The organism is Paraburkholderia sp. UYCP14C (genome assembly GCF_004197395.1).
Lineage (GTDB): Bacteria > Pseudomonadota > Gammaproteobacteria > Burkholderiales > Burkholderiaceae > Paraburkholderia.
Window position 1 is genome coordinate 108,651 of sequence record NZ_SELS01000012.1, and the last position, 22,314, is coordinate 130,964.

Below are 22,314 nucleotides of genomic sequence, written 5' to 3' on the forward strand. Positions count from 1 at the left end.
GACATCGGTTGCGCCGCTTTCTACCTGATTGCCCGTCGTAGCCTGGAAGTCGTCGGTCCCAGCGCGGTTTCCCTGTCAAAACCGATGCCGCAACCCCGCCAGCACCGCGATCTGACTGTTGCGCCCCGCCCCCGCCGGTCCGAAGAAGTTGATCGCAACTGTGCTCGCATCGCCGGCCAGACGCTGATAGACCATCGACATGTGCAAATCGGTGCGCTTCGACAGCAGGTAGCTGATGCCCGCGTCCACCTGGTGCCATTTCGGACGGTCGCCGGTTGCGAACGACGTCGCGCCGGTACCGGTATAGCCGCCGCCATCGGTGTAGATGTAGCCGAGCCCCGCCATCAGCGCCGGCGTGAAGTAGTAGCGCCCGTTGATCTCGTAGTTGTTGACACGCAGGCTGTGGCCGCCGCGATAGTCGAGCAGCGTGTTGGTGAAGATGAAGTTCACGTTCGCCGCGCCGAACGTGTAGCCGGAGCCCACCGCCGAGATCCGCTGGCGCTCGACGAAACCCGCGTTATAGAAAATGCTGGTCGAACCGCTGTACTCGTCGCCGATCGCGCCGTTCGGGTTATTGCCGGTCGCGAGACCCGCCGACGGATTGTTCAGTTGCAGGTAGCTCGCGACCACATGCAACGGCCCGCGCAGGTAATCGAGCCCGAAGCCGTACGCGCGATTGTTGGCGAAGCCCTGGCCGGCGTCGCCGCCCGCCTGGTTGCTGAACGCGTAGAGCGCGCCGAGCTTCAGTCCCGCGAGCGGACTCACCTCGTACTTGACGCTGTTGTTCAGGCGAAACGTCTGAAAGCTGTCGTCGACGTCGCCGATGTGCGCGCCGTAGATGCTGCCGAACATCAGCCACGACATCAGCGGCGCGACGTAGTCGAACGTGTAGTCATACTGGCGGCCGAGCGTCAGCTTGCCGTACTGCGTGCTCGACAACCCGACGTACGCCTGTCGCCCGAACAGCCGGCCGCCCTGCGACGACGTGCCGTTGATTGCGCTGAAGCCCGATTCGAGCTGGAACACCGCGGCGTAGCCGCCGCCGAGGTCCTCGCGTCCGAGGAAGCCGAAGCGGTCGCCGCTGCCCCAGCCGGTCGCCATCGACCAGCGCGAGGCGCCCTGCGTCTTGATCGACGACGCGACCGTATTCGTCCAGGCGATACCCGTATCGATGATGCCGTACAGCGTGACCGAGCTTTGCGCGTCGGCCGTGAGCGGCGCCGCGCAGGCGCAAACCACCGCAGCAGTGCAGACTGCTGTTTTCATTGTGCTTCTCCGGTTTCAATGTAATTGGGGTGACGCGGATGAATCGCGGCGGGAGCGCGCCTCGTGCGCGCACCGCCGTGCTGCCGGATGTGCGCGAGCGTGCGCCGCGCACATCCGGCTCTGCCGTTCGTGCTGTTCCTACCGCTCGGCCGCGGGCAGCGGCGGCTCGGCACCTGCGCCGCCGCTCGCGAGATCGCGGTCCGCGAAGGCGTCGTCGTGCGCATCGCCGGGCCGGTACATGCGACCGAGCACGAACATCAGCCCCGCGACGGTGACGACCGGCAGCGCCGCGACCTGGAACAGCTCGCGCACCGGCAGATGTCCGGCGAGCAGCATCCCGCCGATCATCGGGCCCGAGATCGAGCCGATCTTCGCGATCCCGATCGCGGTGCCGGTGCCTTTCGAGCGGAAGCTGGTCGGATAGACGATCGATGCGACCGCGTTCAGGCCCGCCTGAGTGCCGGCGACGCAGAAGCCGACGCCGAACACGGCGGCGGTCAGCAAGACCGTATTCAGGTCCATGCCGAGCGCCGCGACGAGCGGAAAGCCGACGAGCGGCAGACAGGTGACGAGCCGCACGCCATGGCGGTCGATGAAGCGCATCAGCACGAGCCCACCGAGCGTTCCGCCGACAGAGAACAGCGTCGTCATCAGCGCGGCGCGATGCGCGGCGACGCCGGTCGCCTCGATCAGCACGGGCAGCCAGTTCTGTAGGAAGAACAGCGCCATCGAATTGGCGATGTACGCGAGCCACAGTGCGGTCGTCACATAGCGCAGGCGGCCGGCGAACAGCATGCGCGGCGAGAACTTCGCGACGCGGCGCTCGTCGGTGACGACGAACCGCGCATCGGACGGCAACGCGAGTTCGGGCCGCACGCGTGCGGCGGTCGCGGCGATGCCGTCGCGAGGCCAGCCCTTCAGCACCTGGTAGCGCAGCGACTCCGGCATCACGAACGACAACGCGGCCGCCACCACGAGCGGCGCGAGGCCGCCGACCACGAACACCGCGGGCCAGCCATAGTGCGGCACGAGCCACACGGCGACACCGCCACCGAAGCCTGCACCGAGCGTGTAGCCGGTGAACATCAGCGTGACCCAGGTGGCGCGCAGCCGCTTCGGCGCGAATTCCGACACCAGCACGAACGCGTTCGGTACCGCGCCGCCGATGCCGATACCCGCTGCGAAGCGCAGCCACAGCAGCTGGTCGACACTCGCCGCCGATGCGGTCGCGAGCGTGATCAGCCCGTACCAGCACGCACCGAGCAGGATCGCGCGCTTGCGCCCGATCCGGTCGCCGATATAGCCGAACAGGATCGAGCCGATCATGATGCCGAAGATGTTGGCGCCGAACACCGGACCGAGCACGCTGCGCTCGATGTGCCACGCGCGAATCAGCGAAGGCGCGGCGAACGCCAGCGCACTGAGCTCGTAGCCGTCGGTCAGCATCACGAGCCAGGTCGACGCGATCAGCAGGATCGCGAAGCGGCCGATTCTCTGTTCGTCGATCAGGCGCGACACGTCCACCGTGCGCGCATCGGACAGGGTTTGAATCATCGTCTCCTCCAGAGGTGCCGCGTCGGCGGCCGGGCAGATCCCGGCGCGTCGTGCGGTTCCGTCATATGGTCTCCGGCCGGCGCGGCAGTGGGTGCTCGTCGAGAGCCTCCTCGCGGAGCTCGCGCTGCACCTCTTTGGTATTTCCGCGCCGCCGCTGGGTCGTGCGTCAGTCCTTCAGATGCGGCGGATCGATGCGATCGACGTTGTCGGCGAGCCGCTCGCGCAGCATGCCGCGATCGATGTCATGGACGCTGCCGCCGTCGGCGAGGTCGAACGCGTGCGCGGCCGCCGCGCCCATCGCGATGCACGGCCCCATCACCCGCACGCTCGACAGCGCGGTCGCATCCGCGTCGATGCAGCGGCCGGCCGCGATCAGGTTGTCCGCGTCCTTCACGACGAGGCTGCCGAACGGTACGGTATGCAGATGGTCGTCGCCGAACGGCTTCCATTCATAGCCTTCGGCGCGATCGTGCAATTCGATCGGCCACGAAGTGCGCGCGACCGCGTCGGGAAACTGCCGCGCCGCAATCACGTCCGCGGAGCTCAACTGCTGCGCGCCGACGATCCAGCGCGTCTGCCGGATGCCGGGCAGGCCGTAGCTGCGGATGTGCGCGTTGCGATAGATGTGCGGGTACTCGCCGCGCAGGAACTCGAATGCGCGATCCGCCTGGTCGCGGCCGACGAGCGCGGTGCGCGACGCCGCCATCGGTTCGAGCGGCGTCTCGATGTGCGTCATGTTCGCGATGCCGATATTGCGGCCGCGGAAATAGAACACGAGCCCGTCCTTGCGCTCCAGCCCATATGCGTGCGCCTTTTCCTCGACGCGCTCGCGAAACGCGGGCGGCGTCGGCAGATCGGTTTCGTCGAGGTTCTCGAGCACGATCATCTGCGTGCCGCGAATCGGCGTTTCCGGCTCCTGGCAGTCGAAGCCTGCGAGCCACGTGAGTGCCGCATCGCCGCTCGCGTCGACGAAGCCGTTGGCCGCGATGCGCACGTCGCCGTAGCGCGTCGCGACTTCGAGCTCGCGCACCCGCCGCCCTTCGCGCACGACGTCGCGCAGCACCGCGCCGAGCACGACGGTGATGCCGGCGTCGAGAATCTTCTGCTCGATCCAGCGCGCGAGCGCGACTTCGTCGTACAGCACCACGGTCGTCAGCGGCCCTTCCTTGTAGTGCAGCGCGCCCTTCTCGCCGAGATCGCGCAGGATGCCGTCCGCGATGCCGTGCGTCACCTGGAAGCGCTTCGGCCCGTTCGAGAACAGCCCGCAGAAGGTGCCGATGATCGAGTTGACCGCCTGGCCGCCGAGCGCGGGAAGGCTGTCGACCAGCACGACCTTGCGGCCCAGCGCGGCCGCTTCGAGCGCAGCCGACGTGCCGGCGATGCCCGCGCCGACGACACACACGTCGGCGTCGAGTTTCCAGCCAGTCGGTTGGCCGTTGCGGCGGACGATACGAGTACCAGTCTTCAAAACATTTCCTCCTTGAAAAGCGATGGCGGTTGCGCGCGGGCCGTTCCGCGCGCGAAATCAGGCGCGGCTGCGTTTGAGCACTTCGACGACGCCACGCTCGGCATCGACGCGAACCCAGTCGCCGGTTTCGATCACGTCGAGCGGATCGATGTCGAAGTCGGTCAGCGACGGCGCATGGCTCACCACCGCGCCGAGCGCGATCTTCGTGGTCATTTCGTTGAACAGCATCGCGAGCGGCGCGGTGCCGGCGATCCGCGCGATATGGAACTGGCTCGACCAGCCCGACGAACCCTTCGCGCCGGGAAACACCAGCACCTTGTTGGCGAAGCTCTGGCCGCGCAGTTCGTGACGGGTCTCGATGATCGTGCCGGTGCGCGGATCGATGCCGCCCCAGCCGGAGATGCGATCGCGCGTGACGAGCGCCTCGCCCTCGACGCAGCCGCCGACCACCTTGCGCCCGCGCAGCACCAGCGGCGCGTCGGAGCGCACCGGCGTGCCCGGTGTGTCGCTTATCACGTTGGTGGTCTCGATGTTCGTACTCATGCTGCCAGCCCTCCGCTCCAGCGGCCGCTCACCGCGGCCTCGATGCAATCGGCCGTGGTGCCGAACCAGGCCTGCACGCCCATGATCGCGGGCAGGTAATGCGCCTGCTTCGCCGAGTCGAGCGCAACGACGCGCGTGCCCTTCGGCATCACCCGGCCGATCGCCGAGCACGTGTCGGTCATCAGCACGCCGCCCGCGTCCTCGATCAGCTTCGTATAGCCGGCCTGATCCGCGAGCTGGCGAGTCGCGCGCGCGGTGAAGATCCACAGTTCGGTATTCGTGCTGAGGCGGCGGCCTTCGAGCAACTGGCAGACCTCCCAGATCTGCTCGATCGAATAGTGCGGACAACCGAGCATCACGAAATCGACCTGTGCGTCTTTCGCGGTGGTGTTCACGCGCTCGTACGCGAGGCGCCGCTCGGCCGCGCCGTAGCGGATCGTGTCGAGCGGCTTGCGGCCGCGAAACGCTTCGTCGCGCGTGCGTGCCTCCGGCGTCTGGCCGACGATGTGGTACATCTCGACACCGCCCGAGGAAGCCGCGGCCGCGCCGAAGTGTTTGAGCTTCGGCAGGTTCGGCACGTCGCGCAGTCCGTCGATCACCGGAATGCGGTCCTGCACGAGTTCGCCGACGTAGTAGCCGAGCAGCCCCCAGTCCTGCACCGTCTTCACGTCGATATCGAGTTCGATCAGATGCGTGCCGCCGCGGTTTTCATCGAGGTGCAGGCCCCAGTACGGAATCTTGCCGGTCAGCATCGCGGCGCCGGTGCTCTCGCGCCCTTCCGCGTTGGTGCGCGCGCCGAGCACTGCGTTGATGTAGATGACCGACGACGACTCCATCCACGCGCAATGCTCGCCGCGCACCGGCACGTTGCCGGTCAGGTACGGCGCGCAGGTGTTCAGCGGCTGGATGCCGAGTCGTCCGGTGAACGCCTCGCCCTGGCGGTACAGCTTCACGACCTCGCCGTCGATGCCCTGACGCTGCGCATGCTGCGGGTCGAGCCCCTGCTGCAGATGGCTGCTGAACACCTTCGCCTTCGGCACCTCGACCACCTCCGGGCTATCGAGGTTGAATTCGGAAAACACCGCGTCGAGGCCGCCATGCTTCGCCGCGTAATCGCGCAGGAACGGCATCGTCGCGCCGACCGTGCCGCACACGTTATTCGTGTCCACCAGCCGGGGCGCGTCGAGCGCTTCGCCGTAGCGCACCAGCAGATCCATCGCACGCTGCACGGCCGCGCCGTCGCGGCCGTCGAGCATCGCCCGTTCGTCGTCGTTCAGCTGCATTTAGCGTGCTCCGTGTGCAGGATCGAGTTGCTCCGCTTGCGACGCCGCGTGCCGGTCGACGTCGACCGTCGTCGCGCGTCGTAGCTCGCGGCGCACCGACAGATCGTGACGGCGCCCCCGGTGCAGCGTGCAGCGGTTGTCCCAGATCACGAGGTCGCCCGGCTGCCAGCGATGCGAATACACGAAACGGCGGGCGGTGGCGTGTTCGAGCAGGTCCATCAGCAGCACGCGTCCTTCGGCCAGCGTGCGATCGGCGATATGCGTCGTGTGCGCGCCGATGAACAGATGCCGGCGCCCCGAACCGGCGTGCTTGCGCACCAGCGGCCAGCGCACCGGCGGCAGCGCGTTGCGCTGCTCGTCGCTGTAGTCGGTGTCGCCGAGCAGAAAGCGCGAGTGCAGCGCGTAGTGCTCCGCTTCGAGTCCTTCGAGCTCGCGCTGTTCGCGCGGATCGAGCGCATCCCACGCGGCGCGCATGTCCGCGTACTCGGTCTCGCCGCCCGATTCCGGCACGACGACCGCATGCAGCATCGAATAGCGCGCCGCCGGCTGCTGGAACGAACTGTCGCTATGCCACAACTGGTTCGCGAGATTGCCGACGATGCGCCGGTGCGCGCGGTCCGCGATCTGTCCGGACTCGTCCACGTTGGAAATATCCGCGAGCTCCTGGTACTCGAGCCGCGCATGCGGTCGCGCGACGCGCTTGAAACCGAGATCGAGCGGCCCGAGCGAGCGCGCGAACGCGAGCTGCTGGTCCTGCGTGAGCGGCTGACCACGGAACACCAGCACCGCGTAGCGGTTCATCGCGGCGTCGATCGCGCACGCGAGCTGTTCGGAAACGGGCGCCGTCAGATCGATGCCGCTGGCAAGGCCAACGAAATCCGGATGCGCGGCGTCAATGGGAACGACTTCAAGCGACATGAGCTGCTCCTGTGTGAGGATGGTCCGGCGCGGCATCGTCGCGACGACGATGTAGAAGGCCGAGAGCGAACGCGAGCACCGCGACGAACGCGACCGGCACCGCGCCGAGGAAGAACAGTTGCTCGACCGGCAGATGCGCGGACATCAGCATCCCGCCGATCACCGGCCCGGCGATCGCGCCGATCTTCTGGATGCCGACCGCCGCGCCCGTGCCTTTCGCGCGCAGCGCGGTCGGATAAACCAGCGCCGCGACCGCGTTCAGGCCGAACTGCGTGCCGACCACCGTGAAGCCGGTGAGAAAGACCGCCGCGACCAGCATCGGACCCGGCAGTCCGGTGCCGAGCAGCGCGACGACTGGCGTGCCGACGAGCGGCAGCACGGTGATGATGATCGCGCCGCGCGTGTCGACGAAGCGCATCAGCGCGAGCCCGCCGAGCGTGCCGCCAAGCTGGAACATCGTCGATACGAGCGCCGCCTCGCGCGGTGCCAGGCCGACGCTTTCGATCAGCACCGGTAGCCAGCTGCTCAGAAAGAACAGCGCCATCGAGTTCGCGATGTACACGGCCCACAGCACCGGCGTCAGCGCGCGCAGCCGGCCCGCGAACAGCAGCTGCAACGAGCCGTCGCCATGTGCGTCACCCCGCGCAGCGCCGCCGGTCACGAAGCGCGTGCCCGGCGCGACGGGCAAACCCGGCGCGATGCGCGCAACGATTCGCGCGACTTCCGCGTGACGGCCCTTGAGCGTCAGGAAGCGGATCGACTCAGGCACCGCGAACCACAGCATCGCGCTCGACACGAGCGGCGCGATGCCGCCGATCACGAACACCACCTGCCAGCCGAACTTCGGCACGAGCCACGCGGACACGAGGCCGCCCACGCTGCTGCCGATCGTGTAGCCGGTGTACATCAGCGTGACCCACGTCGCGCGCCAGCGCTTCGGCGCGAACTCGGTCGTGTACGCGATCGCGTTGGGCACCACGCCGCCGATGCCGATGCCCGCCAGAAAGCGCAGCACGAGCAGCTGATCGAGCGCGGTTGCGCGCGACGCCGCGAGCGTGAACCCCGCGAGCACGACGCTGCCGATCACGATCATGCGCTTGCGGCCGATCACGTCGCCGAGATAGCCGAGCACGAACGCGCCGATCATCGTGCCGAACACGAAGGCGCCGAACACCGGGCCGAGCACGCCGTGCTCGAGATGCCACGCGCGGCCGAGCGCCGGTGCCGCGAACGCCATCGCGGCGAGGTCGTAGCCCTCGGTCATCATCATCACGCCCATCGCGACGATCAGCAGCACGCCGAAGCGGTTCGTCTGCTGCCGCTCGATCACCGTGCCGATGTCGATTGCGGTTTCGTCGCCCATCTCAACGCTCCCGCGCCGGGCGGTCCGCGCCGAGCACCGCGCCCTGCTGCATCGTGCCGACCGTCGCGCGGTAGATCTTCAGCCAGCCGGTGTCGTTGACCGGCGCCGGGCGCTGCCACGCGGCGCGGCGACGCGCCACCTCGGCTTCGTCGACTTTCAGATCGCAGATGCGCCGCTCGAGATCGATCTCGATCGTGTCGCCGTCCTCGACGAACGCGAGCGGCCCCCCGGTCGCCGCCTCCGGCGCCACTTCGGCGACCACCAGGCCCTTGCAGACGAGGCCGGACAGATGCCCGTCGGTGAGCATCGCGACCTGCTCGGACAAGCCCGCGCCGTCGATCGCGAACACCACGCGCGACGCGCCGCCGCCCATCGCCGGGCCGCCGCACACACCGGCACCGCGCATCACGACGACCATGCCCGGCTGCACGCGGCCGTCCTTGATCGCCGCGATCGCGTCGTCGGAGGTCGAGAAGCAGATCGCCTCGCCGGTGAACGCGCGCTGTTTGGTCGGCGAGATGCCGAACTTGACGATGCCGGCATGCGGCGCCAGGTTGCCGCGCACCAGCACGATGGCCGGATGGTTCGCGAACGCGCGCTCCGGCGGGCGGATCACGTCGTCGTCGGCAATCCGGACATCGGCCAGGTTGTCCTTCACCGTGCGCCCGGTCACCGTCAGCGCGGTGGTGTCGAGCCACGCTTCGAGCCGCTTCATCACGCCGCGCCCGCCGCCCGCCGCCTCCAGTTGCTCGATCGTGTCCGAGCCGACCGGACGCACGCCGGTCAACACCGGAATCTGCGCGGCGAATTCCTCGAACAGCGCGTACACGTCGACGTCGAGCTGCCCTTCGGCCGCGACCGCCTGCAAGTGTTTGACGGTGTTGATCGAGCCGCCGACCGCGAGCACCGTCTTCACCGCATTCGCGAACGCGCCGCGCGTGAGGATGTCGCGCGGCTTCAGGTCGTCGCGCACCATGTCGACGATGCGCGCGCCGGCTTCGCGCACGAACGCGAACATCCTGTCGCTGTTGGCGGCGACCGGCGTGCTGCCGGGCAACGACATGCCGAGCGCCTCGCTGACCATGTGCATCGAGTTCGCGGTGCCGAGACCCGAGCACACACCCGGGCCGCGAATCGCGTTCTGGCTCATGCCGACCAGGTCCTCGACGGGCAGCTTGCCGGTCAGCGTGTGCATCGCGCCGACGAACACGTCCTCGATGTCCACGTGCTCCCCGCGGTATTCGCCACTCGGCTGATAGCCGCACGCGACGACGATGCTCGGAATGTTCAGCCGCGCGGCGGCCATCAACTGGCCCGGCACGGTCTTGTCGCACGAAGCGAGGCACACCATGCCGTCGAGCTGCGCACCCTCGACGGCCACTTCGATGTCGTTCGTGACGAGGTCGCGCGCCGCCAGCATGTAAGCGCCGCGCGCGCCCGCGCCGGTGATGAAGTCGCTCGGCGCCGCGGTGCGGATTTCGAACGGCAGCGCGCCGGCCGCGCGGATCGCCTCTTTCAGTTGCGCGGCGATGCCGTCGAGGTGGCTGAAGCAGGTGGCGAGTTCGGACGAGGAATTGACGATCGCGATCTTGGGCTTGTCGAGGTCTGCCTCGCTGATGCCGAGATTGCGCCATTGCGCGGCGCGCACCGCGCCGAGATAGGAACCACGCGGGAAATTGCTGCGCAACGGGCGTTGCGGCTTGCGTCCATCGGACATGGCGTCTCACTCCTTTGTTGTGGAAACGATGTTAGGAAGCACGATAAAATCCGTCAATTATGTGACATCGATAGGCATCATCCAAACCATGGATATTCGTCAGGTTGACCTGAATTTGCTAAAAGTGTTCGATGCGCTGCTGAAAAAGCGCCATGTGACGCAGGCGGGCGTCAGCATCGGGCTCAGTCAGCCGGCAATGAGCTACGCGCTGTCGAAGCTGCGCGATCTGTTCGAGGACCCGCTGTTCGTGCGCACGGCCCGCGGCATGGAGCCGACGCCGCGCGCACAGGCGCTCGGCGATCCGGTTGCGCGGCTGCTGGATCTGGTGCAGACCGAAATCCTGCCGATGCCCGAATTCCGCCCGGCCGAGTCATCGCGAAGCTTCGTGCTGTGCATGTCGGACATCGGTGAAATGGTATTCCTGCCGCGATTGCAGAATTTTCTCGACAAGACCGCGCCGCACGTGAGCATCAAGACGGTCGCGCTCAGCATGCCGGAGCTGGAGGAAGGTCTGGCGAGCGGCGACGTGGATCTCGCGATCGGCTACTTTCCGGGCTTGAACAGCGAATCGCTGAAGCGCAAGGTGCTGTACCGGCATTCGTATGTGTGTATCGCACGCGAAGATCATCCGGAAATCGGCGACACGCTGTCGCTCGATCAGTACCGTTCAGCGGCGCACGTGTTGATTCATCCGGAAGGCCGCGAGCAGGACGTGCTCACCCGCACGCACGAACGCCTCGGGATTCGCATCAACGTACGCTTCAGCGTGCCGCGTTTCATCGGCGTGCCTTTCGTGGTCGCCGGCTCGGACATGATTGCAGCGGTGCCTCAGGCCGTCGGGCGGCGCTTCGCGGAGTTCGTGAACGTCAAGCTGTTGACGCTACCCTTTCCCGCGCCCAAGTACGACTTTTATCTGCACTGGCATCCGCGTTTTCATCACGAGCCGGCGAACCGCTGGATACGCGACGCGATGAGCGAACTGATCAAGGGGCCGATGCAGCACGAGCCGCTGCCGAATACGAAGCGGACGCGCTTGAAGGGAGCGCCGTAGGCCACGACGTTGCAGCGTGGCCTGCGTGATCGCGGTTCGGGTCGCGCGGCGGTGCACGGATAGCGAGCGCGACAGGGTTCCCCCGGGATTCGCGCATTCACTCCGTGAGGAACGCGCTCATGATGCGGAGGTGATGTCGCTCGCGTGGATAAGCAGAAGCGGCGTTTGCGCAAGATGCGCGACCCGCCTGGCGACACTGCCGTGTATCAAGCATGCGCGCGTCAGAAGGGGCTAGCGCATGCTTGCCTTCGTCGTTGCAAAGTTACTGAACCAACCGGGGCATCATGATCGTCCCATAGTCGGGGCCGATGCCGTCCATCTGGTTGTTTTTGCAGTAGTTCGGATCGTTGCCCATCTGCACGGTGATGACTGCGTTCGAGCCGTTGCCGGTCTCGTTCAGAATGTGCAGACACCCGAATGCGACGATCGGCGGAGTCGTCCCTTGTCCTCCCGTGACGTCACTCACCACGGCCACCGTCACCCAGGCACAACTACCCGCCGAACCTGCCGCGATCTGACTACACGTTCCAGTACTCTGAAACGCCTTGTCATTCAGGCCCGTTTCAACATAGATCGGGTCGCCGATAGACATCGGACTCGCGTTTCCGCTGGTCATCAACCCGACTATGGCGCTCGAACCGAGCTGGCTGTTAGCAGAAGAGAGCGAAGTCCATTGCCCCGCGTTGCAATTGGCGGCCGAGTACGATGGTCTGATTCCGAAGATGTACGGTTGGCCGATCGTCTGCGCAATAGGCGACGAGCCGTTGTTCGCCGCCTGGGGGTCGGTTGTACTGGTAGCGAGCTTGGGGGAGTTGGTCGCCGAATTCCAGTAAGAGTTGTACAGGCATTGAGACATCACAATCGGGAACAGTGCCCCAACTTTAGCGGTTCCCGGACTAGCCACGACCGCAGTCGCCGTCGCACTCGTCTTCAGCGCTGTGACGTTCAGCACTTGTGCCAGATACACCGGCACGCCCCCGTTGGAGTCGGTGCCGTCCTTGTGCACTGTCACCTGGACCGCGGGAACGATGTTTCCGCTTGCTACCGGCACGGTTGCCTGGGATACACCAGCCGCCACATTGGTGACGTTCACATAGCCGGTAGCGACATCCGCCGTATGCAGTGTTACCGCTGCCCCCTGGACGTTGTTCTGAGGTCCGAACGAAATAGCCCCGGTCTTGGAGTCGGTCCAATCCGGATTGGCGGCTTTCGCGTTGTTGCAGCTGGCGTTGCTGGCCTGGGCATATAGGCACTGTGCGCCGGCAAGCGCCGCGGCGTCGGCGGCAGTCTGTGCCTGAGAGCGGGCCAGCATCAGGTTGCCAATATCGATCGCAAGCGCCGCGAAGCTCAGGAGCGTAAGCAGCAGCAGAGCGACGATGATTGCCGCCGCGCCGCTTTGCTTCTTCATCGATTTTGCGCGGCGCCGGGTACGCATGGTATGGATGTTGTGCATGATGTTCTTCTTATTCGTTGTTCATCGTAGCCGTGGAGCTCAAGGTGATCGGCCCCGTCAACGGGTTCAACAGGGGGCCGAGCAGCAACCCCGTGAACGTGTACGAGACCTTGACGGCTAGCGCGGTGCCGAACGACCCACCTGCGTTGGTCACCGAGACCGACGGCGTGGGTTTTTTCGTCGCAAACGAAATCAGGTAGGAAGACGTATAGTTGGTCACCACGGTCGTGATGTCGGTCGTCGTGGGCCTCGGACTCGTTAGCACGATGCCCGCCCGCGCGCCCTCTCTGGCGGCGTTGGTGATGACGGCGACGTCGTACAGAACCAGGCCGAACTCGACGATCCCAAACACGATCAGCAGCAGGACCGGAAGTACGAGCGCCGTCTCAACAGCTACCGCGCCCTTTTGGTTTTTTTTCAGGCTCATCATTTGTCTCCGTGTGCGCTCTCGCAACGCTTACCGGCAGCGCCACGATCGCCAAAGCTAGCGCCCTGCTCTGGGCGCGATCCGGTGCCGCGATCTGAATATCGCAAAAGCGCGGCTAGTGCCGGGAAATCGAAGTTGGAGTGACTGAACGGTGACGAGCCAGCGGACATCGAGGTATCACCGATGACGTGGCATGCCTGAAAAATGATGGGGTCGCGACTGTGCTCTTCGCTTTATTTCTCATGGGGTCCCCCGACGTCGAGTGTCACACTCCGCATGTGAATGCTTAATGCGAAGGGCCTCGGGAAGCCATCTGGTTGTCATTCTGGCTTCCGTTTATAGCGCCAAGCATACGAGGTGCATCGGGGGAATCTGTGCGCTTGCGGACAATTCTTCTCCAATAAAGGCAGGACGACTATCGAAACAAGCGTGACCGCCTGCCCCTTGCCGCCAGACCCAACGCGACGGATTTGTTCCTCACAGACACAAGTGTTCTTCTGTTTGGGGCGTTTACCCAAATGGCTCGCTTCCACACAATCGCTTCAACTACCGCGAACTACGGTTTTCGGTCGGTCAAGGCGGTAACGATGTGAAGCTGGCCAACTGCCGGCCTGCATAGGCGGCTCAATCAGGCAATCGTGAAAGCGTTTGCCCTGGATATTGCTTTGCTGCAGCATTCATCGCTCCCCGCTACCCATACATATTGCAATTGGAGCTTGTATGCAAAACGATATCCTTCCTGAAGCTTCGTCGCGCCGTCGTTTTCTTGGTGTAGCAGCGGCGGCCACTCTTGCGGGCTCGTTGAGTCTGTTTGCTTTCGCAGAGACGAATCGAACCATCGCTGAAGTCGCACAGCCGACCGGCGGTGACAAGACCGCTATTCGTCCCCTTCGTGTGCATGCGCCGGAATCCCAACTCATCGACTTGAAAAGGCGTATCACGGCGACCCGGTGGCCTGAGCGGGAAACGGTTACCGACGCATCGCAAGGCGTGCAGCTTTCGACAATGCAGAACCTCGCACGTTATTGGGCGACCGATTACGACTGGCGCAAAGTCGAAGCGAGGCTGAACGCACTGCCGCAGTTCGTCACCGAGATCGACGGGCTCGACATTCATTTCATTCACGTTCGATCGAAACATCAAGACGCGTTGCCGATCATCATCACGCACGGGTGGCCCGGCTCGATCATCGAGCAGTTGAAGATCGTCGATCCGCTGACCAATCCGACGGCTCACGGTGGGACCGCATCGGACGCCTTCGACGTAGTGATTCCGTCGCTCCCGGGCCACGGGTTCTCAGGCAAGCCGACCACGACTGGCTGGGATCCTGTTCGCGTCGCACGGGCCTGGGTCGAACTGATGAAGCGTCTCGGCTATACGCGATATGTCGCGCAAGGCGGCGATTGGGGCAATGCCGTCACGGAGCAGATGGCCCTGCTGGCGCCGCCGGAACTGCTGGGCATTCACACCAACATGCCGGCTACCGTACCAGCCGGCATCGCGGATGCACTCAAGGCCGGCGAGCCGGCGCCAGCAAGCCTCACAGCCGACGAGAAACATGCGTACGATCAACTCGACTATTTCTACAAGCACGGCCTTGGCTACGCGTTGGAGATGGCGAATCGCCCGCAGACGCTGTATGCGATCGAAGATTCGCCAATCGGTCTTGCCGCGTGGATGCTCGACCACGATGCCAGCAGCCAGGCACTCATCGCACGCGTGTTTCACGGTCAGTCCGAGGGGCTGACGCGAGACGACATCCTCGACAACGTCACGCTCTATTGGCTCACGAACACGGCAGTTTCCTCGGCTCGTCTGTATTGGGAAAACAAGCTCAACTTCTTTGCCCCGAAGCACCTTGCCATCCCGGTTGCCGTCAGTGTCTTTCCGGATGAGATCTACGCCGCCCCGCGAAGCTGGACCGAGCAGGCGTATCCCAAGCTGATTCACTATAACCGCCTCCCCAAAGGCGGACACTTCGCGGCCTGGGAGCAGCCGCAAGCTTTCTCGGATGAGGTTCGCGCGAGCTTCCGTTCGCTGCGTTGAACGCAAAGGTGCAGCGACGCCGTCGAGGGCGACCGGGTTAGTGCCTGCGTCGCCCTCGCTTCAAACAAACTGTGGCTGCCCTTTGTCCACGAGGCAGGGTGCATCAGTCGAACTTGACCAGGTCCTTAAAGATCAGATGACCCCAGCTTTTTCCGCGCGAATGGACTAGCAGCCCACCTTCGGAAAGCCCGCCAAGTTTGATCGGCGAGAAGCCGAGCTGTTCCGCAAGCTCGCCAATCTCCGCTGCGGCGCCGTCATCGTCGCTCGCGAGGAACACGACTCTCCTGCCACCATGCACGGCCGGATCCTGTTCAAGGATGGCAGCGACCAGATGGTTGAAGCCCTTGACCAGTCTCGCACCAGAGAAGGCCTGCGCAACGACCCCGGAAGAAGGCAGTCCTCCCAGTTCCTCAGGGGGCACGCCGTAGGTATTGGTCACATCGACGATGGTCTTGCCCTGCCAGCTGGGAAGCGCCTTCGCGACATCCGGGTGCGACTCGAATCGGACCGCCAAAAAGATGGTGTCCGCCTTGACGGCTTGCGCCAGTGTTTTGGGATGGATCCCGGGCCCGATTGCGGCCGCATCGGCTGCAAAGCTTTGCGGGTCGCGAGTGGTTGCAACGGATACTTCGATGCCGCTTCGGGCAAACGCCTTGGCAAGGGCCTGGCCGATCTCGCCGAAGCCAACAATTGCGTAGCTCATATATGTTCCTTCGGTTTGCCACGCCCTACTGCGCTCCGAATCATCGAATGGAGTGCCGTAGGGCGTAACGGGTCAGAGTTGCGCAAGGCCGCCGTCAACGGCGAGCTCGCTGGCGGTCATGAAGCTGCTGTCCGGCGACGCCAGAAAGGCAGCCGCAGCCCCGATCTCCGCCGGATCAGCCATGCGCTGGAGCGGAGTCATCGAGGCGAAGACCTTCTGGCCTTCCTCGCCTAGTGCTTCCTTCGCGAGTTCGGTCGCCGTCGCCCCGGGAGACAGCACGTTGACACGGATGCCTGTGCCCTTCAGATCCTCCGCCCAGCTCCGCGCGAGGTTGCGCACTGCCGCCTTGCTCGCGCTGTAAGCGCTCATTGCCGGGGCGCCCGTCGTGCCGGCGCTCGATCCGGTCAGGATGATCGAACCGCCGTCGCCCATCAGCGGCAGCGCCTTCTGGACCGTGAAGATCGTACCCTTCACATTGGTGTCGAAGGTTTCGTCGATGTGCTCGGCGGTGATCTCGCCGAGCGGAAGCTGGCTGCCCGCCCCTGCATTGGCGAAGACGACGTCGAGGGTTCCGCGCTCGGCCTTCACCGCCGCATAGAGCCGGTCGAGGGCGGCCGGATCGGAGACCGAGCCCTTCACCGCGCGCGCATTGGGCCCAAGGTCGGCCACAGCGGCGTCGAGCGCTTCCTGCCGCCGGCCGAAGATAAACACGAAGGCGCCCTCCTCGATGAAGCGCTTTGCTGCGGCGCGGCCGATGCCGGTGGCTCCGCCGGTGATCACGGCGGTCTTTCCATTCAGTCTGCTCATGTCATGCATCCTTCGAAAAAAAAAACGACAAACTCGATTCTGGAGCACTTGATTCATCAAGCCAATTGACTAAATATCTATAAGTGCCATCTACTTTTTCGATACCTATGCTCGACAACGTCACCATCAATCAACTTCGGGCCTTCGTCGCCGTGTGTGACCAGGGAAGCTTTTCCGGCGCTGCACGGGAGCTGAGGCGTGCACAGTCGGCGATCAGTCACGCGATCAGCGCGCTCGAAAGTGCCTTTGATGTGGTGCTGTTCGAGCGCAACACTCGCAAAGCGACGCTGACGGCCGCTGGCCGCAGCCTGCTTCCTGATGCTCGTGGGGTGATCTCGCGCACCGAGGAAATGAAGATGCGCGCGGTTTCGATCGCTGAAGCCGGGGTCCCGCAGGTCTCGATTGCCGTGGATACCTATTTTCCGCGTGCGCACCTGATCGAATGCCTGCGCACCTTGCAGGCGGATTTTCCAACGGTTGCAATCAATCTGCGCATGACGACCATGCAGGGTGGCGAGCGTCTGGTTCTCGAAGGCACGTGCGCATTGGCGGTGACGATCACGGACGTGCCGGAGCTGAGCCCAGGTGCGATAGAAAGGCAGCATTTGCGTGACACGCGGATGGTGACCGTCTGTGCGCCATCGCATCCGCTGGCCGCAATCGCGGGGCCGATCCCGCGGGAGGAATTTGGCCGACACATCCAGCTCGTCGTCACCGACAATCAGCCCGATGCGGAGAAGACCCAACAGGGGGTCGCCAGTGAACGCCAGTGGTGGGTGAATGATCTCGGCGCGAAGCACGATCTGCTGAAGGGAGGCCTGTGCTGGGGGCACATGCCGCATCATATGGTTGCGGACGACCTCGCGAATGGAACACTTGTCGAACTACAACGGCGCGCATGGCACATGCGTGCCCTCACCTTCATGATCTCGCAGCGGCGCGGGTACTCGTTTTCCGAATGCGAGACACGGCTGGTCGAACTCCTTGGCAAGCCTCGGCGCTTGCCGAAGGATGCCAGCCAACGCTCCGTCTCACGCAAGGGCAAAAAAAGCCCGCAGGGCCGCCGCGCGTGAGCAACCGTGAATACGGCCTGCGCTTGACAGCTCTCGTTTTCGAAGCCAGTCGTCCCTCCCTCATAGTCCCTCGATATCCACCCGTACTCTTCGGCGTTGAGCTTGGCGTGCATGACACGACCTGATGATCCAGCCGGCACGAATGCGGAAGTTGCGCAGGACGATGAGCACACTGGCGTTAAGTCGGGAGGCGCGATACATGACCGGATTCCTTATCGATGAATTGTCGTTTGCTTCTTCTCTGCAGGTAGACGTCAGCGCATCACGTGGGTCGATCGTCAATGACGAACCATCGGAGCGTGCGAGCCGGTTGGTCACGCACGGCAATTTGCGTCGGCAGGCTGGCGATCACGCTCTTCACCTGGGCGACAAACACGTCACCATTCATTGACGCGCGCGAGACGGTTTTCAGGCCGCACCGCGCCGCCGTGTTCAAGCGCGAGTGAATGATGGTGAGCCACCAATCCGTCATCGTGTAGCCTGTCTCGTGGGCTTCGATGCACGTCCGATAGTTCGAAGCGACAAACTTCCCCGCGTCGCCCGAGGCCGCAACCATCTCCCACGCCTTCTCGTAACTGCCGTCAGCCCGTCCCGCAGTGTCCTCCTCCACCGACTGCGTTTGCAGCCCATAGGTCACAGCGACGCCTGCAATTGCAACGACTCCAGCGAGATACACGGCATGATGCCTGGCTGCCTGACGGCCCGCTTTCGGTATAGAAATCATGACGTGATCCCCTTCGTTCGATGACAAGGTCTGGTCCCGATTGCGGCTTGGATCTTGAACAGGATCGTAGAGTGTTCGCTGACGCCCGAACATCACCTGAATAGGTGATCGCGTATGCCCAGCCGATGCCTACGGCGCCTCTCCCTTCCACTTCGAACAGACAGCCTGACGACGCGAAATTCGCGCTCTGGGATAAGCTCACGGAATTCGCGGTCAGTGACGGCGAAGCCGCCGTTGGGCACCTGCTGTCGCGGGATTAATCGGCGTAGTACCTGGCGCACACGGTTCAGGGCGAACCGGACTCAGGCCTTGCATCGCTGCTTGCAACGCCGCAGCGCCTGCAGTGCGCTATCGCAACTTGCCGAGCCACAGCGCGGTGAGCGTTGCGCGATTCCGGACGTTGAATTTGGCGTAGATCGACTTGATATGGACATGCGTCGTGTTCGGACTCTGGTCGAGCTTCTGCGCGATCTGCTTTTCCGTGAGTCCGTCGAGCAGCCCCAGCAGCACCCTTCGCTCGGCCGACGTCAGCGGAGCGTCGGCGATGAGCAGGCCGTGGCTGAGCAGTTGCTGCCGCTTGAACCATCTCAGCCCATGCATCACGAAACGCAGACGCTCGAGATCCAGCTCAGAGAAACGGGGGGCCCGCACATCGCGAAACACGAAGAGATGAATCCGCACGTCGTCGTTGAGCGAGCAACGCACCTGGATGCTGTCGCCATGGCCGACTTCGAGGTAGTGGCGCCGATAGTGCTCACCTTCGAACCATTCGGCGGGCATCGCCTCGAACAGCAGGTTGGCGCAGAACGGCTCGTTCCCCGACGCGGCCACGACATGTGACGAGTCGACGTGGCCGGACCAGAGCGTGTCGTACTGCTCCTGCACGGAAGCGACCATCGCCGGTACCGGATGCAGGAGCCGAACCAGTCGCGGACGCCAGCCGAACAGAGGATCCTTTGCCGCGATCGAAGGCAATCGCACAACAACGGCCCAAAGCGCATTCTGTGCGTCGACCATGGCGCAGAGCGTGGCTAGCAGATGGGACAGCGCGCCATCGCCATCACCTGCCGAGAACTCGGCCAGCCGATCCCAGAGCGCATAGACGTCATCGTGGTCCGATGGATTGGTGGAATCCGCGAATCGAAGCATGTCGTCCCCAGGAATATTGTGCGGATCACGATCTTCGGTGGGCTTGAGGGTATCACCTTTTCAGGTAGTACCCACGCGCATTACGGTGCTCGATACTGATGTGCCGCTCACAGCCGCGACCGTCATCAACTGGAACTAATCAGCACTGGGTACTCGATGTTTCATGGGGCGGCGACACCCGGCAGAGACGCGTCCTGCTGTTTTCGTTGTTTCTTTGACGTGGTCATCCAGGTAGCGGTCGGCCTGGGTCTGTGCATCCCTCCGCGAGATTTCGATCACCTGCCATTGCCCCGACAGCGAGGTGTCACCATGAAACAAGCTATTGGCTTTGCCATCGCCTGCTGGCTGTCTGCTGCAATCCTGCTTCTCGGGGATTCTACGGCCGCAATGGCGCTGAGCGGCACGCTCGTCCTGGCGGGGTTGGATCTGTTCGCGCCTTAGCAAACCGCTGCGATCCTCGGTGCAATCCACGCTTCTATTCTTGCGCAGACCGTTTGTATGGCCTGTGTCATGAGGCGGGGATGCAATGTCGAGTCTCGGTTGCAAATGGCAGAGGTGGCACCGAATATCCCAGACTGCCAGCGCCCGAGTTTCGGGTCCGACTACTGTCGGTCGCATCGCGCTGCATTCGGCTCTTTACAGACTCCGATGGATGAACAACGACCGCCCGCTTTCCACTGTCCTCTATCGTCAATCTCGCGGTTCAGGTTCGTCACTACCTTGCAGTCTGTTTCGCAGCGCCGTCACGACACGGCGGGTCGCCTCCAGGTCCAGCGGCTGAATGCCGTCCGAAAGGCTATTGACCCAGGGCGCTTGCAGCCTCATGGCCGCGTCGAACGTCTGCCTTCCGCTGTCGGTTAGAACGACAAGCTGCGCGCGGCGGTGGTGCGGGTTGGCCTCAAATGCGACTAGCCCGTCCTTTTCGAGGTCATTGACGATTCGTTGCACGTTTTGGCGGTTACCGCCTAGGTCTCTCGCGAGCCACGCAACCGGCTGTGGACGTTCGGCGCTAATGATTGCGCCGAGGATTTGCCAGCGCGCGCTCGTCAGACCGAGTGGCGCAACCAGCCGGTCGCCCGAAGTCAAAAGCAAACTGTTCAACCTGAACAGGTCAGTGAGGAAACTGGTCAGGGTCTCGCCGGCGGGGGTTCGTTTAATCTTGCGCATCCGTCACCATATAATGTTATTGACATCATGATGTCAATGAGAGACGATCGAGCATCATTCAAATTGACATCATACAACCGCATTGAACGGAGGTTGTCATGCCCCATATGCGCCCGCTGGACCCGGCCTTTCCAATCGAACGTCAGATTGCGCTCGACGCTAGGCCGGTTGTGCTCGTGAACGTCTTCACACTCGATTTGTCGGACGAGCAGACCTTCCTCGCGGTGTGGCAGGACGACGCGGCATTCATGAAACAGCAGCCCGGTTTCATCTCGACGCAGCTTCACCGCGCCATCGGCGAAAGCCCGACTTACCTGAACTACGCTGTCTGGGAATCGACCGAGCACTTCCGTGCCGCATTCACGCATCCAGAATTCAGAGCGAAGCTTTCGTCTTATCCATCATCGGCGGTCGCATCGCCGCACCTGTTCCAGAAGGTCGCGGTACCCGGCGTCTGCGTTGCATAACCGAAGCAGGTAAGCGGACGGCCGCGGCCAACGCGAAGGCCCGCGTAGTCACACCCAGCGAGTGCGGCACTCGCGCCCGCCGACACGCGAACGTCGGGCATCGCCGCAATGCGTCCAGGCGGATGCGCGGCGACTTGTCCAGATCGTGCACGCGGTTGATGGCGAATCGGCGCCCTGAGAAATAGGAACCAGGCCACTCCGGTCGTCCTGCCGCAAATCCTCACCGAGCGACGACGTTCGCCGCGTCCCGGGCATATTGCGTGGGCGGCACGCCGACATGACGCGTGAACGCGACGCTGAATGCGCTCGCCGAACTGTAGCCGACACGCTCCGCGATCGCCGCGATGCCGACCTCGTTCCGCCGTAGCAGGTTCCTGGCGATCGCCATGCGCCACGATAACAGATACTCCATCGGTGCGACGCCGACTGCGCGGCTGAATCGGTCGAAGAAAGAGGACCGTGACAGCGCGGCGGCTTTTGCGAGCTGCGCGATCGTCCAGGGCTTGTTCGGGCTTTCGTGCATATGGCGGATGGCGAGCGCGAGACGGGCATCGGCGAGTCCGCGAACGAGTCCTGGCGATGCCCCCGTTCCCGTGGCTCGCAACGCTTCAATGAACAGCACCTCGAGCAGCCGCGCCAGCACGACCTCGCGCGCGGGCCGTTGCGCGCGCGATTCCTCTCTCACGAGCTTGACGAGCGTCGCAAGCCTGGGTTCACCACGTACGTGCACGAGCTTCGGCAAAAGCGAGACCAGCAGCGCCGCATCGGGCGAACCGAACGCGCAGAGGCCCGCGAGCCACTGGGCCTCCGGCGCGACCGATGCATCGCCGAAACGAAAACTGCCGTCGGGCAGCGCCGCGGGCGCGATAGCGGAAACGTCGTCATTGTCGGGCGGATCGATGCTCGTCATCGTGAAGCTGAACACCTCGGGCACGAGCACGAAGTCGTCGGCCCGAAGGATCAGCGGCTCGCAGCCATTGACGGACAACCGCAGCGATCCTTCGAGCACCACGCAATAGAACGGCTGCCCGACGTCCGTGCGGCTCGCGCGCCAGCGCCCGGCGCCGCTGAGCACTTTCGAGAACGTCGGTGTCGGCTGGAGCAAGGTGACGATTTCGGCGAGCGGGTCGATCAT

General features: G+C 64.2%; 21 protein-coding genes and 1 pseudogene. 6 read left to right on the forward strand and 16 right to left on the reverse strand.

From position 1 onward, the window contains the following. Window positions 1-75: 75 nt before the first annotated feature. The 8 genes from EVC45_RS13790 to EVC45_RS13825 form a co-directional block, all read right to left on the reverse strand. Window positions 76-1,266 (reverse strand): porin, encoded by a 1,191-nt coding sequence (locus EVC45_RS13790; RefSeq protein WP_129958529.1) that lies wholly within the window; start codon window positions 1,264-1,266, stop codon window positions 76-78. Window positions 1,267-1,404: 138 nt separating this feature from the next. Further along, window positions 1,405-2,820 (reverse strand): MFS transporter, encoded by a 1,416-nt coding sequence (locus tag EVC45_RS13795; RefSeq protein WP_129958530.1) that lies wholly within the window; start codon window positions 2,818-2,820, stop codon window positions 1,405-1,407. A gap of 166 nt (window positions 2,821-2,986) precedes the next feature. Further along, the gene (locus EVC45_RS13800) at window positions 2,987-4,312 is read right to left on the reverse strand and encodes an FAD-dependent oxidoreductase (RefSeq protein ID WP_129958531.1); all 1,326 of its coding nucleotides are present in this window, start codon (window positions 4,310-4,312) and stop codon (window positions 2,987-2,989) included. A gap of 33 nt (window positions 4,313-4,345) precedes the next feature. Then, the gene (locus tag EVC45_RS13805) at window positions 4,346-4,831 is read right to left on the reverse strand and encodes an aconitase X swivel domain-containing protein (RefSeq protein WP_248295120.1); all 486 of its coding nucleotides are present in this window, start codon (window positions 4,829-4,831) and stop codon (window positions 4,346-4,348) included. Beyond that, window positions 4,828-6,114, reverse strand: coding sequence for an aconitase X catalytic domain-containing protein (locus EVC45_RS13810; protein ID WP_129958532.1), 1,287 nt, complete (start codon window positions 6,112-6,114; stop codon window positions 4,828-4,830). Before EVC45_RS13810 ends, EVC45_RS13805 begins: the two co-directional genes overlap by 4 nt. Further along, window positions 6,115-7,032, reverse strand: a complete 918-nt coding sequence (locus EVC45_RS13815; protein WP_129958533.1) for a TauD/TfdA family dioxygenase — start codon at window positions 7,030-7,032, stop codon at window positions 6,115-6,117. Further along, window positions 7,022-8,395, reverse strand: coding sequence for an MFS transporter (locus EVC45_RS13820; RefSeq protein ID WP_129958534.1), 1,374 nt, complete (start codon window positions 8,393-8,395; stop codon window positions 7,022-7,024). Before EVC45_RS13820 ends, EVC45_RS13815 begins: the two co-directional genes overlap by 11 nt. 1 nt (window position 8,396) lies before the next feature. Continuing rightward, window positions 8,397-10,112, reverse strand: a complete 1,716-nt coding sequence (locus EVC45_RS13825) for a dihydroxy-acid dehydratase (RefSeq protein ID WP_129958535.1) — start codon at window positions 10,110-10,112, stop codon at window positions 8,397-8,399. An 88-nt stretch (window positions 10,113-10,200) separates the two neighbouring features. Here EVC45_RS13825 and EVC45_RS13830 point away from each other — a divergent pair, with 88 nt between their 5' ends. Further along, window positions 10,201-11,163, forward strand: coding sequence for a LysR family transcriptional regulator (locus EVC45_RS13830; protein ID WP_129958536.1), 963 nt, complete (start codon window positions 10,201-10,203; stop codon window positions 11,161-11,163). Window positions 11,164-11,425: 262 nt separating this feature from the next. Here EVC45_RS13830 and EVC45_RS13835 read toward each other — a convergent pair whose 3' ends face one another. Further along, entirely contained in the window at window positions 11,426-12,616 is a 1,191-nt protein-coding gene (locus EVC45_RS13835) for a pilus assembly protein TadG-related protein (RefSeq protein WP_129958537.1), read from the reverse strand. 10 nt (window positions 12,617-12,626) lie between these two features. Next, window positions 12,627-13,046 carry a TadE family protein gene (locus tag EVC45_RS13840; protein ID WP_129958538.1) on the reverse strand — a complete coding sequence of 140 codons (420 nt, stop codon included), beginning with the start codon at window positions 13,044-13,046 and terminating at the stop codon, window positions 12,627-12,629. A gap of 717 nt (window positions 13,047-13,763) precedes the next feature. Here EVC45_RS13840 and EVC45_RS13845 point away from each other — a divergent pair. Continuing rightward, the gene (locus EVC45_RS13845; RefSeq protein ID WP_129958539.1) at window positions 13,764-15,089 is read left to right on the forward strand and encodes an epoxide hydrolase family protein; all 1,326 of its coding nucleotides are present in this window, start codon (window positions 13,764-13,766) and stop codon (window positions 15,087-15,089) included. 243 nt (window positions 15,090-15,332) lie between these two features. Then, window positions 15,333-15,428 carry a hypothetical protein gene (locus EVC45_RS47900; protein WP_373683019.1) on the forward strand — a complete coding sequence of 32 codons (96 nt, stop codon included), beginning with the start codon at window positions 15,333-15,335 and terminating at the stop codon, window positions 15,426-15,428. A gap of 103 nt (window positions 15,429-15,531) precedes the next feature. Here EVC45_RS47900 and EVC45_RS47905 read toward each other — a convergent pair. Next, window positions 15,532-15,792, reverse strand: a pseudogene (locus tag EVC45_RS47905) (NAD(P)-binding domain-containing protein); the annotation flags it as partial. A 72-nt stretch (window positions 15,793-15,864) separates the two neighbouring features. Beyond that, a complete protein-coding gene (locus EVC45_RS13855; RefSeq protein WP_129958541.1) occupies window positions 15,865-16,599 on the reverse strand; it encodes an SDR family NAD(P)-dependent oxidoreductase in 735 nt (244 codons plus the stop codon). A gap of 107 nt (window positions 16,600-16,706) precedes the next feature. Here EVC45_RS13855 and EVC45_RS13860 point away from each other — a divergent pair, with 107 nt between their 5' ends. Then, window positions 16,707-17,672, forward strand: coding sequence for a LysR family transcriptional regulator (locus tag EVC45_RS13860; protein ID WP_129958542.1), 966 nt, complete (start codon window positions 16,707-16,709; stop codon window positions 17,670-17,672). Window positions 17,673-17,934: 262 nt separating this feature from the next. Here the strand turns inward: EVC45_RS13860 and EVC45_RS13865 are convergent, their stop codons facing one another. Both EVC45_RS13865 and EVC45_RS13870 read right to left on the reverse strand, forming a co-directional pair. Continuing rightward, complete coding sequence (locus EVC45_RS13865; protein WP_129958543.1) at window positions 17,935-18,396, reverse strand: hypothetical protein; 462 nt, start codon at window positions 18,394-18,396, stop codon at window positions 17,935-17,937. A 348-nt stretch (window positions 18,397-18,744) separates the two neighbouring features. Further along, entirely contained in the window at window positions 18,745-19,545 is an 801-nt protein-coding gene (locus EVC45_RS13870; protein ID WP_129958544.1) for a LuxR C-terminal-related transcriptional regulator, read from the reverse strand. Window positions 19,546-19,854: 309 nt separating this feature from the next. Here EVC45_RS13870 and EVC45_RS47625 point away from each other — a divergent pair, with 309 nt between their 5' ends. Beyond that, a complete protein-coding gene (locus tag EVC45_RS47625; RefSeq protein ID WP_306770775.1) occupies window positions 19,855-19,986 on the forward strand; it encodes a hypothetical protein in 132 nt (43 codons plus the stop codon). Window positions 19,987-20,235: 249 nt separating this feature from the next. On the opposite strand, the gene EVC45_RS13875 is transcribed toward EVC45_RS47625, so the two are convergent. Further along, a complete protein-coding gene (locus EVC45_RS13875; protein WP_129958545.1) occupies window positions 20,236-20,712 on the reverse strand; it encodes a MarR family winged helix-turn-helix transcriptional regulator in 477 nt (158 codons plus the stop codon). 98 nt (window positions 20,713-20,810) lie between these two features. Between EVC45_RS13875 and EVC45_RS13880 the strand changes: the two genes are divergently transcribed. Continuing rightward, entirely contained in the window at window positions 20,811-21,179 is a 369-nt protein-coding gene (locus EVC45_RS13880) for an antibiotic biosynthesis monooxygenase (protein ID WP_129958546.1), read from the forward strand. 220 nt (window positions 21,180-21,399) lie between these two features. Here the strand turns inward: EVC45_RS13880 and EVC45_RS13885 are convergent, their stop codons facing one another. Continuing rightward, window positions 21,400-22,314, reverse strand: coding sequence for an AraC family transcriptional regulator (locus tag EVC45_RS13885; protein WP_129958547.1), 915 nt, complete (start codon window positions 22,312-22,314; stop codon window positions 21,400-21,402).

Coding starts and splice junctions, on each gene's coding strand:
- EVC45_RS13875 (WP_129958545.1), bottom strand. CDS start 20,712: ATGCGCAAGATTAAACGAACCCCCGCCGGCGAGACCCTGACCAGTTTC.
- EVC45_RS13830 (WP_129958536.1), top strand. CDS start 10,201: ATGGATATTCGTCAGGTTGACCTGAATTTGCTAAAAGTGTTCGATGCG.
- EVC45_RS13885 (WP_129958547.1), bottom strand. CDS start 22,314: ATGATCGACCCGCTCGCCGAAATCGTCACCTTGCTCCAGCCGACACCG.
- EVC45_RS13880 (WP_129958546.1), top strand. CDS start 20,811: ATGCCCCATATGCGCCCGCTGGACCCGGCCTTTCCAATCGAACGTCAG.
- EVC45_RS13805 (WP_248295120.1), bottom strand. CDS start 4,831: ATGAGTACGAACATCGAGACCACCAACGTGATAAGCGACACACCGGGC.
- EVC45_RS13795 (WP_129958530.1), bottom strand. CDS start 2,820: ATGATTCAAACCCTGTCCGATGCGCGCACGGTGGACGTGTCGCGCCTG.
- EVC45_RS13845 (WP_129958539.1), top strand. CDS start 13,764: ATGCAAAACGATATCCTTCCTGAAGCTTCGTCGCGCCGTCGTTTTCTT.
- EVC45_RS13815 (WP_129958533.1), bottom strand. CDS start 7,032: ATGTCGCTTGAAGTCGTTCCCATTGACGCCGCGCATCCGGATTTCGTT.
- EVC45_RS13835 (WP_129958537.1), bottom strand. CDS start 12,616: ATGCACAACATCCATACCATGCGTACCCGGCGCCGCGCAAAATCGATG.
- EVC45_RS13820 (WP_129958534.1), bottom strand. CDS start 8,395: ATGGGCGACGAAACCGCAATCGACATCGGCACGGTGATCGAGCGGCAG.
- EVC45_RS13790 (WP_129958529.1), bottom strand. CDS start 1,266: ATGAAAACAGCAGTCTGCACTGCTGCGGTGGTTTGCGCCTGCGCGGCG.
- EVC45_RS13840 (WP_129958538.1), bottom strand. CDS start 13,046: ATGATGAGCCTGAAAAAAAACCAAAAGGGCGCGGTAGCTGTTGAGACG.
- EVC45_RS13860 (WP_129958542.1), top strand. CDS start 16,707: ATGCTCGACAACGTCACCATCAATCAACTTCGGGCCTTCGTCGCCGTG.
- EVC45_RS13870 (WP_129958544.1), bottom strand. CDS start 19,545: ATGCTTCGATTCGCGGATTCCACCAATCCATCGGACCACGATGACGTC.
- EVC45_RS13865 (WP_129958543.1), bottom strand. CDS start 18,396: ATGATTTCTATACCGAAAGCGGGCCGTCAGGCAGCCAGGCATCATGCC.
- EVC45_RS13810 (WP_129958532.1), bottom strand. CDS start 6,114: ATGCAGCTGAACGACGACGAACGGGCGATGCTCGACGGCCGCGACGGC.
- EVC45_RS13825 (WP_129958535.1), bottom strand. CDS start 10,112: ATGTCCGATGGACGCAAGCCGCAACGCCCGTTGCGCAGCAATTTCCCG.
- EVC45_RS13855 (WP_129958541.1), bottom strand. CDS start 16,599: ATGAGCAGACTGAATGGAAAGACCGCCGTGATCACCGGCGGAGCCACC.
- EVC45_RS47625 (WP_306770775.1), top strand. CDS start 19,855: ATGAAACAAGCTATTGGCTTTGCCATCGCCTGCTGGCTGTCTGCTGCA.